The following is a 13,371-nucleotide window of genomic DNA, read 5'->3' as shown; positions in this document are numbered from 1 at the left end:
TCCTTTTCATACTTACACTTATAAGGTATGTCAAAAGGGAAAAAAAGTCCTTATTATTTAAAAAAATGGGTGGATACCTAATTATTTTTTGATGTACAGGCAAAAAGCGATCGGCTACAGTAGCTCCTTCACGCTAAGGTATTGCCCATTAACAAGATCCTCTGGCTTCAACAAGCGATCAACCAACACACGCGCGACTTTCTCTGTGCTGCGCAATTGATTATGCTGTTTATAGTCTTTGAATTGCTGTACATCGCTAAACTGACTCTCGTCGGAAGAGCGGATTTCTCCTTGCATATCCGTATCCATAATACTTGGGTCAAACAGCAGTACTTTTTTTCCTGTGCCAAGTTGTTCTTGTTCTAGAGCCACAGTTTGTGTATACCGATCCAATCCGGCCTTGGAACTGCCATAAGCACTCCAACCATAGACCGATCGATTCGCTGCACCAGACGTAACATGGGCAATCACACATGAAATATCAGACTCTCGCCAGCCTTGAAGCCACAGGTTGGTAATTATCATAGGAGACAGCAAATTCACATGGACATGTCTTGTTAATTCACCACTCGTTTGTTTCCCTACCTGCTCTATCGGTGTAACAACCGCTGCATTTTGCACTAAATATACAGCTTGCAGTGGTTTTGTTTTCAGATCGTCCATCACCTCTTGCAACTTCTGCTCGGTTTGCTGAAGATCTGCTAGGTCCACTGTCACATGATGATACTGGCCAGGAAGATCTTCATTGGCTAAATCCTGATTCTCATGCCGTGCCAGTCCGATGACATGGATAGAAGCTTGCATAAATAGTCTCGCAATCGCTGCCCCCAAACCTTTTGATGTGCCAGTAACTACCGCATATTTCATACGAATCCCCTCATTTCTGTGCTTGATCTAAGGCGTTGACAATCATGGTGATAATATCCTGTGCCTCTTCTATCCCTACCGAAATTCGAACGATCCCTTCACTTATCCCCAAAGCCTGTTGAGTGGTGGGTGGCATATTTCGATGAGAGGTTTTGGTTGGATACGACACACTTGTTTCTACCCCAGCTAGGGTGGCAACAATCTTCACCCATCCCAACGATTGAAAAAAAGTTTCTATATTTGCTGCATCACTTAGCTCAATCGTCACAAGCGCACCATTACCTTGTTCTGACAGAAAGGCTGGATAGTATACCTTTTGCACCGCTGGATGCCCTCTTAATGCCTCGGCCAAGGCGGACGCATTCTTGACATGCCGCTCCATTCTTACACTTAATGTCTTGAGGCCACGAACCGTTAGCCATGCCTCAAACGGACTGAGATTGCTTCCTAAGTTAACCATCTTTTCTCGCGCAATTGCGATTAGATCCGCATGACCTACGAGCACCCCTGCCGTAATATCACTGTGTCCACCTATATATTTAGTTGCACTATGTACGACTAAATCCGCGCCTTCTACAAAAGGCTGAATCAAATATGGTGTGGCAAAAGTATTGTCTACCATCCATTTTAAATCATGCTTTTTGGCAAACTCGTTAGCTTTCGGCAAATCCTCGACACGTAACAAGGGATTGGTCAATGATTCTGTATACAATAAAACGGTATTATCCTGCAATGAGGAGGTTAAATCCTCTCCAAAATCTACAAAACTTACTTCAATGCCAAAGCCCGTTAACTCCTTTTCCAATAATTCATAAGTACCCCCGTACAAATCTTCTGCTGCGATAATATGATCACCTGCTTTAGCAACAGCTAGTATACCAACCAAAATAGCAGATAAGCCAGATGAGGTAGCGATACCTGCAGGTGCCCCTTCTAATTGCGCCACAGCAGTACCTAACTCATCTGTATTGGGATTACCAACCCTGGTATATAAATAGTCACGTTCTCCGCTGTAATAAGATTCCATATCCTCCAAGTCTTTAAATGTAAAAGCAGATGTCTGATGGATAGGGGTAACCTTTGTTGGTATCCCTTCTCGTTCCATCGTTACATGTACCGACTTTGTATCAAAACCTTGTTCCATACTCTCACTTCCCATCTATCCTTTAATTTCGCAACCATGCCAAACACAAGGTACCGTGACCAGTGTGAACACCAGCAACGGGCACCAGGGTTTGCACTTGTATTTTTAACCCTTGATAAAGACTGCCTATTTCATCTTTCCACTGGTGCGCTTTTTCCTTCACACCAGCATGTAAGATACAAATTTCTTTTAATTGGTGCTCCTGCATTGCCTCTGCTAATAGCTGGAACATGTGACGTTTTGCCTTCTTTTTACTTCGCACTTTATCCTTTACGACTACTTTCCCCTCGTCAAAACCAAGAATTAAATGAATATTCAACAGGGAGGCAAATAACGTTTGGGCCGCGCTAACCCTTCCGCTTCTACGTAATTGTTCAAAACTTTGTGGCATTAAATACATTTGGGCTCGATTCGGACATCCTTTTAAATATTCGACAATTTCTGCAACATCTGCCCCTTGTTTTGCCATCGATACACCGTGACGAATCATTTGGCCCAAGGCAAAATCACCAATCTGAGAATCAATGACCGTGACTGGCAAAGAACTCATGTTAGCCGCAGCTGCAGAGCTTTGATAGGTTCCCGTTAGTTTACTAGAGGCATGGATAGCAATCACTACGTCATATTCCTTCTCTAATCGCTCATATAAATCAGTAAAATCGCCAAACACCGGCTGACTTGTCTTTGCTCCCTCACCATGTTGAAGCAACAGTTCGTATATTTCCTCTTTGGATAAATCCACCTCTTCTTTATATGCCTTACCATCGATAACGACATTTAAAGGTATAATAAAAATATTATTTTCCTCTGCAAAAGTGGCATCCAGTCCACATGAACTATCTGTGACCCAAGCTACCTTCGTCATATGCAATCCCCTCGTTTCTTTCATATTTGTCTATTATTAAGCGCTTATTTTGCTTATTTCATGCCGTGTATTCCTATTCATATCATACCATACCTGTGGAATAGATTATAGGGAGAGAACAAACAGGGCTTTACAGATAGCAAAAGTTTTTGTAAGATAGAAACTATCACAGGCTAAACGTTTATCGAAAAAAGTTTAGCTGCGGTTCCAACCGTAAAAAATTGCATAAACCGTAGTACACTAGGGGAGCTTTGTGAAATGGCTGAGAAGGTCTGTGACCTGACCCTTATTACCCGAACTAGATAATACTAGCGTGGGGAAGTGTAGTTGGTCGTATGGACGATTTGTTTACCTAGCTTCTTTACATACGTACAAACTGCATTCCCTTCGGAGTGCAGTTTTTTTGTGATCAAAAATAGACTGGAGGTATTTTTTATGACAAGTCATTGTGGAACAAGTCGGATTGCAGGGTGTCAATTTACGTTATTCCCGATGAGTGATCGTTTTGTTGATATTATCTTATCGAGTTTACGGGAAGTAGACAGCTCCAAAGTATGGATGCACACAGATGATGTCTCTACCTGTATTCGTGGGAAACGTGTGCACCTTTTCGATGTGACGAAAGCCCTTTTTTTTCATGCTGCTAAAACAGGTGTACATGTGGCTATGAGTGGAACCTTTTCCATCGGATGTCCTGGTGATTCAACTGGAGATGTATATATGGATGAATCCAGTCAAGTCATGAACCAAGCAGCTGACTCACTAAACCAATCAGCGGGCTGTAGATTTTCATTATATCCGTTAGGTAGAGAAGATTATATGGAGCAAATCTACCAACAAATCGATTGGTCCAAAACGGCAGGGGTTGACGTCAGCCATAGCCATTATGCAACAAGGTTAGATGGCGATGTCCATGATATCTTTCGTGTATTGGAGCATTGCTTTGAGCAAGTGCAACAGAAAGTGTCACATGTCACCATGTCATTTACCATTTCAGCAAATAGTCCATCTAAAGGGGGACAATAAATGAAGCAGTGGAAATTAAAAGACATTGTCTTAATGTCTATGCTCGGGGTTGTTTTTGGATTGATTTATTTAGCCTTTTTTGGAGTAGGCAATGTTTTATTTGGGATATTAACACCGTTTGGCTTAGGTCCCCTTAGTTATGAAATTATTTTCGGGGTTTGGTTTATGGTATCTGTTATTGCTGCCTACATCATCCGCAAACCGGGTGTTGCACTGACATCGGAAATCATTGCGGCATTAACCGAGGTATTAATTGGTTCAACAGCTGGTCCATCATTGATTCTAAGCGGGATTGTTCAAGGAGCAGGGGCGGAGCTCGCCTTTGCAGCGACGGGCTGGAAGGACTATCGCTTAAGAATTCTTATCCTTTCTGGAATGGGTGCAGCCTTGGTCAGCTTTCCATATAACTACTTTGTATCGGGATATGATGCTTATGCTTCATGGCTTCTCATCCTTATGATAATCACTCGATTAGTCAGTGGTGCCATCTTTGCAGGTATAATAGGTAAATTTATAGCCGATCAATTAGCGGCTACTGGTGTATTAACGGGATATCCATTAGGAAAGGAGCATCAACAACAACGTGAAGACGACCGCGCCTCGTAGTCCATTGTTTCAATTACAAGATTTTTCATTTACTTACCAACAGGAGAAGAAACCGACCATTAAGCAGATGTCTCTTTCCTTATACAGCGATGAAATAACTCTATTAATGGGATCAAGTGGTTCGGGTAAAAGCACGCTCGCCCTCTGCCTTAACGGGCTATATCCTGAAGCAGTCGAGGGTTCTATAGCTGGAGACATTTTTTTTCGGGGAAAGGCTATTCAAGATTATCCGAAGGGACAGTTAAATCAACAAGTGGGTATTGTTTTTCAGGACCCTGAAAGTCAATTTTGTATGATTCATGTCGAAGATGAATTGGCCTTTGTGCTGGAGAACTTATCTGTACCTAAAGAGCAAATGCGCTCTCGTATGATCGAAGTACTCGAGTTAGTTGACATGCGTCCGTTTATCCATCATAAAATTCATCATCTATCTGGCGGGCAAAAACAAAAAATTGCCCTCGCCTCTACTCTGCTGCTTGAACCAGCATATTTGATTCTTGATGAACCAGCTGCCAATCTTGATCCAATGTCCAGATTAGAATTAGTCAACACTATAACAACCATTCAGCAAAAACGGCAGCTGGGAATACTTATTATTGAGCATCAGGCAGAAGACTGGATAGGCATTGCCGATCGGATGCTCGTGTTAAACCAGGACAATCAACTAGTAATGGATGATCAGCCACACACGGTTTTTACATCACACAGCAAAGAACTAGCCTCTTATCACATTATCACGCCTGCAGCATTTGAGCAGTCAACTGTTAGGGCTACACGGGCTGCTTCCAACGGGAAAGAAATTGTACGCGTCGATGCATTGTCTTTTCACCAGAAAGGGCGGTTGGTTTTAAATAACATATCGTTTTCCATTTGCAAGGGTGAATTTTTAGCTATTTTAGGCGAAAATGGAGCGGGAAAATCCACCTTGTTGCAGCTGCTATCCCGGCTAAAAACTTCCCGCTATGGTCAGATTTCTTTTCATGGTATAGACATAATGAATTGGCAGGAACAAGCATTAAGACAAAGAACAGGCTTTGTCTTTCAGCAACCAGAACATCAATTTATTTGCTCAACTGTTTATGATGAAATTAGTTTTGGTATGAGGCTTAATGGGCAACCTCCAGATAGGATTGATCAACGTACGGAGAAACTCTTACAAACGTTACATTTGCAAAAGCATCGATGGACAAACCCATTTATGCTAAGCGGTGGCCAAAAAAGACGGCTAAGTGTTGCTGCCATGTTAGATGAAACCCCTGATCTATTGCTGTTCGATGAACCTACATTTGGTCAGGATGCCCAAACGACAAAAGAACTGCTTCACTTAATAGAAGAATTACGCCAGCAGGGGACGGCCATTGTTTTTGTTACACATGATATGGATGTAGTGGCTAGTCATTGTGAACGAGCTTTGGTGTTACATCAAGGGGAAATCGCCTTTGATCATACTCCGGATGAATTATGGAAACATCCTCTGCTTTTACAGGAAGCAAGACTTCGTCCACCTTATTTTAAGAGGCGAGAGAAGCAGAAGGCAGGGTCTTTATGATACAGACGATTAACCCCAGTATCAAGGCATTAGCAATACTTCTTCCTGGGGTGTTGCTAAGCTTTGCCTTTGATATCATTACACCGTTGATTTTCTTTGTCTTTGTTCTGTTGTTAACGTTGTTTTTCGCTAACATATCCGTTAAAAAATGGCTTATATTTTTCTTGCCACTTTCCTTCTTTGCTATAAGTGTTGCCTGGATGTCGATGCTTTATACCGATAAAGCGTACGCAACAGGACCTGTTATCTTCCAATTTCTTTGGTTTGAGGTTACCTCAGGCAGCCTTCAAGTTGGGGTTAGTTTGGCATTGCGTTCTTTATGTTTTATCTCTTTGTCTTTACTGTTCGCCTTAACAACAGACCCAACTAAATTTATGCTGAGCTTAATGCAGCAGGTTAGATTATCGCCAAAGCTTACTTACGGTATCTTGGCAGGTTATCGCTTTCTACCTACCTTCAAGCATGAATTGGATCTATTGCGTCAAGCCCATCGTATTCGTGGCGTGCACCGAGCAAAAGGACTTCGAAATAAATTGCAACAAGGTAGACAATATGCTATCCCTTTACTTGCCAATTCTATCCGCAAGGCAGAGCGTGTAGCTCTTGCTATGGAATCGAAAGGCTTCACCGGCAGCAGGCATCGCACCTATTACCATGAAATGAGGGTTAACATGAAAGATTGGCTATTCTTAGCGGTCATGTTTTTCTTTTTAACCCTTGCTTACTATACTTCTTATTCATTTGGCTATCTTCAAATTTTTAGCGGTTGATAGCTATATACAGGCAGGGAGGAATGGAGGTTGGTCTGGAAGCCTCCCTTCCTTGCTGTTCTCGCTGTTAGGAGGCTCTCCATTCCATCACAAACTCCTTTTCCATTGTATTATCGTCGATGGTCTCCTTTTTTAATTCAAAGCCATTGTTGAGATAAAAGGAAATCGTTGGTTGATTTTTTTGATATACTTTAAGTTCTAAGTGATCTTTTTTTTCTTTAATAAATTGGAGGAGTCGCTTACCATAGCCCTTACCTTGATAGGCGGCATCGATAAACAATGCTGCTAAGTAATCCTCCTTGATCGAAAGAAAACCAATCACTTGATGGTTATCCTCAAGCACATATGTTTCTGCTTCCGATAAGTAATGATCTTGTATCGCTTGTTTTTGCGATTCCCAGTAGCGACTATCGATAAAATGATGGGCAATAACAGATGTTTGATACCATATATCAGATAATTGTTTCGCATCGGTTGCCTGATATTTTCTAATATTCATGTTTCTTCTCCTTCCTATTTCATTCATCTCCCGACAGTACTTGTAAGTGTTGTGGGAGGACAGATACCTCTGTTGGTGTCTCTGTTAATATTTCACCATCACTGTCGATATGCTGTACAGGCCTTGTCTCTATTTGAAGCTGGCTCGTGCGAAAGTATATTAGTTGATCATCCCTGTCTTGCGGATAATCTTGTTGCGTTTGCGCTTCCAGCCATGTCCAGAATTGTTGAAATTTCGTTTCTTTCATAATTAACACATCAAGCTTGCCATCTTCCATATCGGCATGAGGGAAAAATGATTTCATACCGCCAAGAAAGGGACCATTGCCAATGACTAACATCACCGCTTCTCCATTATATGTTTGTTCTTCGCTTTTTACATGCAAATGGAAGGGCTGATTTTGAAAGACTATCTTGGACGTATTTAGATAGTAAGACATTTTACCAAGGAGTTTTTTATTGCTATCTTCCATTTCCTCTGCCACCTTGGCAATCAAGCCAATGCCTAAGAAATTGAGAAAGTAGTATTCTTTAAAATAGCCAATATCAACTATTTTTATATGTTTTTGTATAATCTGTTCCAATGCTAACAGCGGGTCTTGACTCATTCCTATTGCCCTGGAAAAATCGTTACAGGTTCCCCCAGGTAAAATGGCAAATATCGGTCGTTGCCCTAATGGAGCGATGGCGTTTACCAATTCAAAAATAGTTCCATCACCACCTGCGCCAATGATGACATCGGTGTTATTTGCCAGCAACTCTACATATTTTTTGCCATCACCTTCTTGTTCAGTTATATAGAGATGAACCTCTTCAAACACCTCAGCTAATCTGGCTTGGATCGTATCTGTTTCTTTTTTGAGCTTTCCATTTCCTGCATTAGGATTCAAAATAACCGCTGCACTCTTCATGCCTGCACATCCTCTTCTTATATTAATGTAAGTCTCTTTTTTTAACAACCTTATCACCATAGTTCTTTACCCGTTTTCTTTTACTTACACACTTGCACTCTGATTCTAGAAGTAACATTCGGTTTATGCTTTATCGGTTCCTCCCAGTTGGTTGCTGAATTGTCACATACAGCATTTTATGATGGAGTTATTTTTGTCTGTTAGATTCATTATCATACCTGCAAAGCAAAACTAGGCTTAAAACTGACCAATCCTTTACGAATAAGTCACTGAACTGCCAATAAGACGGATTATGTTAAGTAGAGCCCTTTCATTAGCAGTGAGTTTGATTGTTTTATTTGTGTGAAGCAAGCGCTACGGGAATATGCTGCGCTTTCCATGGGGATGGCTTCAGCTAACTAAAAAGAAAAGCACTTTTTAGTGGATCTTCAGCTCGTCCTGCGATGCACAGGACGTGCAAGTGCAGGCGTTGCAACAAATGGGCTTCGGTGGGGCGAGTAATCGCAGTCCCAGGACGTTGCGTTTTTAGCCTGTAAACCATTTTCCAGTCTCCGCATATTCCCTCCGCTAGGTAAAAGTACAACAATGTTTATCACTGCAAGGAGGAAACGTTCTAGGTACCTAGACAGTGTTGCAGCCAAAAAGAACGGTCAACGGCTTTTTCGACATCATGATGAACACACGTTACCAGGTAGTTTCGTTCTTTACATAGAACCATAACGTATGATTGTGAATCATTCTCTAAACAGGAGGCTGAATCAAGCCATGAAGGTTCGCAGGCTAAGATCACGACGACAATCGCCATGCCTGCACTTGCATGTCCTATGCATCGAAGCGGAACTTATTTCCGGAGCGCTTCCTAGCACATTAAAAACGTTCAACATGATCACTTGGAATAGCCTGTTACTTAACATAATCCGTCTTATCGGTACTTCGATAAGTTCATGATCAAAATCGTTTCAAATCCTATTATGTCAAAGATTTTATATTTTCTAAACTTACAAAAAAGAGAGAAAAACCACATCTCATGGTTCTTCCCTCTTTTAAACGCCTCGAAAAGGCAGCTGTATTCTAATGATACTTAATGGCCCCCTGCATGACCGGAAGTCAATACCCAGATGGTACCAAATACGATAATTAAGGCAAGTACGGCACTATTGAACATGTTAATGATATTCAGCAACCCTTCTTGACCCTCAGTGACATGCATAAACATAAACAACTGAATGATCGCTTGGAATACAGCAAATATACCAATAATCCATAAAACAACTGTTGATGAAAAGTCGGTATTAAAAGCAACGAACACAGCAAGGAGTGTGAATAAAACTGACAATACAAAACCGATTAAGTGATTCCACGGAAAACGATAAGACTGTGCACTCATTTACATCACCATTCCTTTCAAATAGACGAAGGTAAAAATAAAGATCCACACAACATCTAAGAAGTGCCAATACAAACTAACGATAAATAGTTTGCTAGATGTTTTTTCCGTAATACCTCGACGTGCTAGCTGAATAAGCAGCATAATAACCCAAAAGATACCAAACGTTACGTGTGCCCCGTGTGTGCCTAGCAACGTAAACAAAGCAGAAGTGAAGCCGCTCGTTTGGATCGTCGCACCCTCATGGACAAAATGAATAAACTCATTAATCTCCATATATAAGAATCCGGCACCTAGGATAAGTGTTACTATCATCCATGCCATTAAGCCTTTTTTATCCTGGTGTCGCATCGAATGGATTGCCAACCCACAAGTAAAACTACTTGTTAACAGCAGGAAGGTCTCGATCATGACATCTTTCAAAACAAAGATGTCTTGACCCGCTGGCCCACCTGCTGTGTTGTGTTCCAAGATAAAATAGGAAGCGAACAAGGTGGAAAACAGCACAATTTCTGCGCCAAGGAAAATCCAAAATCCGGCTATATTCATTTGATTTTGATGTGACCGATATTCTAATGGGGTTGTCTGTGATGTCATTTTAAATCACCTCTCCATTTTCGTTCCTCTTCTTCTACTTCCTCTGCTTCAATATGATAACCCTCATCATAATCAAAGCTATTTGCGATTAAACCAATAACAATACCTATCGAGGAAATAATCGCCAAGGTAAACCATTCAAATACCAAGAAGAAACCTACCACACCGAAAGCAATTGATAAGACGATCGGCGTCCAAGAATTGCTTGGCATATGAATCGATTGGATATCTGATTTCTTCAAATCGGTTCTTCCTTGTTTTTTCTTATACCAAAAATCATCTAGGCTCTCTACTTGTGGCTCCACTGCAAAGTTATACTCGGGAGCTGGAGATGCCGTTGACCATTCAAGGGTACGTCCATTCCATGGGTCTCCTCCAATATCTCTGGACGCATAACGAAAACTCCAATAAATGTTATAACATAAGGCCGCAAAACCTGCTGCCATGATAAATGCGCCGATTGCCGAAAAGCCTAAATATGGTGCCCAACCGGTACTCTCTGAGTATGTGTACATCCGACGTGACATACCGTCTAACCCAACAAAGAACATAGGCATAAACGTCATGTTAAAGCCGATTACAAACAACCAGAAATGCCATTTTCCGATTTTTTCGTTTAATTTGAAACCAAACATTTTTGGCCACCAATAGTATATAGCTGCAAAAACAGCAAACACCACACCTGGAATCAATACATAGTGGAAGTGTGCCACTAAGAACATGGTATTATGATATTGATAGTCGGCAGCAGCCATTGCTAGCATGACACCTGTAACCCCACCAATCGTAAAACAAGGGATAAACGCTAATGCCCACATCATGGCCGAGGAGAATTCAATCCGGCCTTTCCTCAAGGTAAACAACCAGTTGAATATCTTGACCCCAGTCGGTATCGCAATCATCATCGTTGTTAACGAGAAAATAGAGTTAACGGCTGCACTGTTACCCATTGTATAGAAATGGTGTACCCATACAAGCATACTCAAAAAGGCGATACCTGCTACCGCAAACACCATTGACTTGTAACCATAGAGATTTTTGCGGGCAAACGTTGCAATCACCTCAGAGAACATACCAAAGGCTGGAAGTACCACAATATATACTTCTGGGTGCCCCCACAACCAGAACAGATTTAGCCATAACATTGGATCCCCACCGGCCGCAACGGTAAAGAAGTGAGTACCGAATAACCGATCCATTGTCATAAACAGCAAGGCAATTGTTAAAATTGGAAATGCTGCCACGATAATAATCGATGTAATAAAAGTCGACCATGTAAAAATCGGCATCCGCATCCATTTCATACCCGGAGCACGCATTTTGATAATCGTTACGACAAAGTTAATCCCTGTTGTCAGTGTACCAATCCCTGCAATTTGTAAAGCAATCGCATAGTAGTTATTGCCGACATTAGGTGTAAATTCTTTCCCCGCTAATGGGAAATAGGATGTCCATCCTGCATCAGGAGAACCCCCAATTACAAAGGAAAGATTGAATAGCATCGCTGCTACAAAGAACGTCCAGAAACTAAATGCATTTAATTTCGGAAAGGCAACATCCCTTGCCCCAATTTGCAAAGGTACAACAACGTTCATAATCCCGATCAACATCGGCATCGCCATGAACAAAATCATAATGACACCGTGTGTTGTAAAAATCTCATCATAGTGCTGTGCATCTAACAGACCCATTTCCGGCCGTGATGTCTGTGTCCTCATTAATAAACCATCGACACCACCTCTAAAAAACATCAACACACCTGATAAGATGTACATAATCCCAATTTTTTTATGATCAACGGTTGTAAACCATTCGCTCCACAACCATTTCCAGCGCTTTAAGTACGTAATTAGCGCAATCAGCCCAATCATCGTTAAGCCGATTGCTACCTGTGAAGCCAAAATTAATGGATCACCCGTAACAAAAAATTCATCTAATGACATGCCGTCACCACCTCTATTTAATGATGTGAGTGATCTGCTGCGTCAGATTCACTACTCTCTTCTGTATCTTGATTGGTTTCTGCTTCTTCCGCTTCTTCAATTCTCTCTTGAGCAGACTCCATACTATTTTCTGATCCACCTTCATCTTCATATTCACGATATAGTTCTGGATCTATATACTCTTCTGATCCGCCATGAGCATGGTCAATCCAATCTAAATGGGTTCCATTAAATGTCATACGTCCGATGACACTTGGTTTTAACAATTCTGCATACTGTGCTTCCGTCAATTCATTCTCCGCATTTTTGACATCATTGACCCATTCGTTAAAGTCATCTGACTCTAATGCCTCAACATCAAAATTCATGTGCGCATAGCCTTGACCATTGAAATTGGTGTTTCGCCCATAAAAACTCCCTGGATTATCTGCTACCATGTAAAGATTGGTCTGCATATTAGCCATCGTATATTTCTGACCGGCTAATTCCGGAACCCAAAACGATTGCATCGTACCGGCAGAGGTCATTTTAAACTGAACGGGATGATCTGCTGGGATATTAATATAATTCACTGTCTCAATATCCTGATCCGGATAACTAAATATCCATTTCCAATCTGCTGATGTTACATGAATGACCAGCGGCTCTTCCTCTTCATAGCCTTGCGGAACTTCATCAACATCATAAATGGTTTTAGCAGTTGGTATCATTAATGCAATCACAATAAGAACAGGAATGGTAAACCAAGTGATTTCAAGCCAATGATTTCCTTTTTCTTCTTTCGGTTCGAAATCCCCGTCATCTTTCTTCGCACGATATTTCCAGATGAAGTAGCCGAATAAAATGAATATCACTACTACGATGACTAGCATAAAAATAATTGAATATACAATTAAATCTGTTAAACTTCTTGCGATCGGCCCTTTAGGATCAAAAACTAACAGCTTTGACTCACAGCCAGCAAGAAACACAGGCAGTAATAACAATGTAAAAGCATACAGTAACTTCTTCCTCATTGTCATGGCCCTTCCCCTCTCTATAAGTACTTTTTTTTCGACACCCCTAAATAGAATGTTCAAAAACCCAACAAAAAGGACGTATTGAACTTCTGCGTTGGTCATAACGGAACTGAACACGCACGAAAAAACGTCATTTTCTTATGATGCCAAGAAAATATGATGAAATTATGATGAAAACAGAATCGTCAT

The 13,371-nt window shown here is 41.2% G+C and carries 13 protein-coding genes and 1 riboswitch; of the genes, 4 read left to right on the top strand and 9 right to left on the bottom strand.

Features of this window, described 5'->3' with window-relative positions; translation table 11 throughout:
* Positions 1-114: 114 nt before the first annotated feature.
* From E0E32_RS09100 to E0E32_RS09090, 3 genes are read right to left on the bottom strand one after another with little or no spacing between them, the layout of a single operon-like run.
* On the bottom strand, positions 115-867 hold the full coding sequence (locus E0E32_RS09100) for a (S)-benzoin forming benzil reductase (protein WP_066191877.1): 753 nt from the start codon (positions 865-867) through the stop codon (positions 115-117).
* A gap of 10 nt (positions 868-877) precedes the next feature.
* Positions 878-2,011, bottom strand: coding sequence for a trans-sulfuration enzyme family protein (locus E0E32_RS09095; protein WP_130859643.1), 1,134 nt, complete (start codon positions 2,009-2,011; stop codon positions 878-880).
* A 22-nt stretch (positions 2,012-2,033) separates the two neighbouring features.
* Positions 2,034-2,876 carry a DegV family protein gene (locus E0E32_RS09090; RefSeq protein ID WP_066191873.1) on the bottom strand — a complete coding sequence of 281 codons (843 nt, stop codon included), beginning with the start codon at positions 2,874-2,876 and terminating at the stop codon, positions 2,034-2,036.
* A 232-nt stretch (positions 2,877-3,108) separates the two neighbouring features.
* Positions 3,109-3,213, top strand: a riboswitch (TPP riboswitch).
* A 98-nt stretch (positions 3,214-3,311) separates the two neighbouring features.
* On the opposite strand from E0E32_RS09090, the gene E0E32_RS09085 reads away from it, so the two are divergent.
* The 4 genes from E0E32_RS09085 to E0E32_RS09070 are packed head-to-tail and all read left to right on the top strand — an operon-like array spanning position 3,312 to position 6,827.
* Positions 3,312-3,902, top strand: a complete 591-nt coding sequence (locus E0E32_RS09085) for a YkoF family thiamine/hydroxymethylpyrimidine-binding protein (protein ID WP_130859642.1) — start codon at positions 3,312-3,314, stop codon at positions 3,900-3,902.
* The gene (locus tag E0E32_RS09080; RefSeq protein WP_066191871.1) at positions 3,903-4,508 is read left to right on the top strand and encodes an ECF transporter S component; all 606 of its coding nucleotides are present in this window, start codon (positions 3,903-3,905) and stop codon (positions 4,506-4,508) included.
* Positions 4,486-6,057 (top strand): ABC transporter ATP-binding protein, encoded by a 1,572-nt coding sequence (locus E0E32_RS09075; RefSeq protein ID WP_066191868.1) that lies wholly within the window; start codon positions 4,486-4,488, stop codon positions 6,055-6,057. Before E0E32_RS09080 ends, E0E32_RS09075 begins: the two co-directional genes overlap by 23 nt.
* The gene (locus E0E32_RS09070) at positions 6,054-6,827 is read left to right on the top strand and encodes an energy-coupling factor transporter transmembrane component T family protein (protein WP_066191866.1); all 774 of its coding nucleotides are present in this window, start codon (positions 6,054-6,056) and stop codon (positions 6,825-6,827) included. Before E0E32_RS09075 ends, E0E32_RS09070 begins: the two co-directional genes overlap by 4 nt.
* A 67-nt stretch (positions 6,828-6,894) precedes the next feature.
* On the opposite strand, the gene E0E32_RS09065 is transcribed toward E0E32_RS09070, so the two are convergent.
* From E0E32_RS09065 to qoxA, 6 genes are all read right to left on the bottom strand, one after another.
* Complete coding sequence (locus tag E0E32_RS09065) at positions 6,895-7,326, bottom strand: N-acetyltransferase (RefSeq protein ID WP_066191864.1); 432 nt, start codon at positions 7,324-7,326, stop codon at positions 6,895-6,897.
* 19 nt (positions 7,327-7,345) lie between these two features.
* On the bottom strand, positions 7,346-8,236 hold the full coding sequence (locus tag E0E32_RS09060; protein WP_066191862.1) for a diacylglycerol/lipid kinase family protein: 891 nt from the start codon (positions 8,234-8,236) through the stop codon (positions 7,346-7,348).
* A 1,081-nt stretch (positions 8,237-9,317) separates the two neighbouring features.
* The gene (gene qoxD / locus E0E32_RS09055; RefSeq protein WP_130859641.1) at positions 9,318-9,623 is read right to left on the bottom strand and encodes a cytochrome aa3 quinol oxidase subunit IV; all 306 of its coding nucleotides are present in this window, start codon (positions 9,621-9,623) and stop codon (positions 9,318-9,320) included.
* Complete coding sequence (qoxC, locus tag E0E32_RS09050; RefSeq protein ID WP_066191857.1) at positions 9,624-10,220, bottom strand: cytochrome aa3 quinol oxidase subunit III; 597 nt, start codon at positions 10,218-10,220, stop codon at positions 9,624-9,626. It abuts the gene before it with no gap.
* A complete protein-coding gene (gene qoxB / locus E0E32_RS09045) occupies positions 10,217-12,163 on the bottom strand; it encodes a cytochrome aa3 quinol oxidase subunit I (protein ID WP_066191855.1) in 1,947 nt (648 codons plus the stop codon). The genes qoxC and qoxB overlap by 4 nt, the downstream gene beginning before the upstream one ends.
* Before the next feature lie 17 nt (positions 12,164-12,180).
* Positions 12,181-13,185 (bottom strand): cytochrome aa3 quinol oxidase subunit II, encoded by a 1,005-nt coding sequence (qoxA, locus tag E0E32_RS09040; protein WP_066191853.1) that lies wholly within the window; start codon positions 13,183-13,185, stop codon positions 12,181-12,183.
* Positions 13,186-13,371: the final 186 nt, after the last annotated feature.

The organism is Gracilibacillus phocaeensis (assembly GCF_900626275.1).
Lineage (GTDB): Bacteria > Bacillota > Bacilli > Bacillales > Amphibacillaceae > Gracilibacillus > Gracilibacillus timonensis.
The sequence above is the reverse complement of the archived record's forward strand: the minus strand, read 5'-3'. Positions and strand labels throughout refer to the sequence as shown.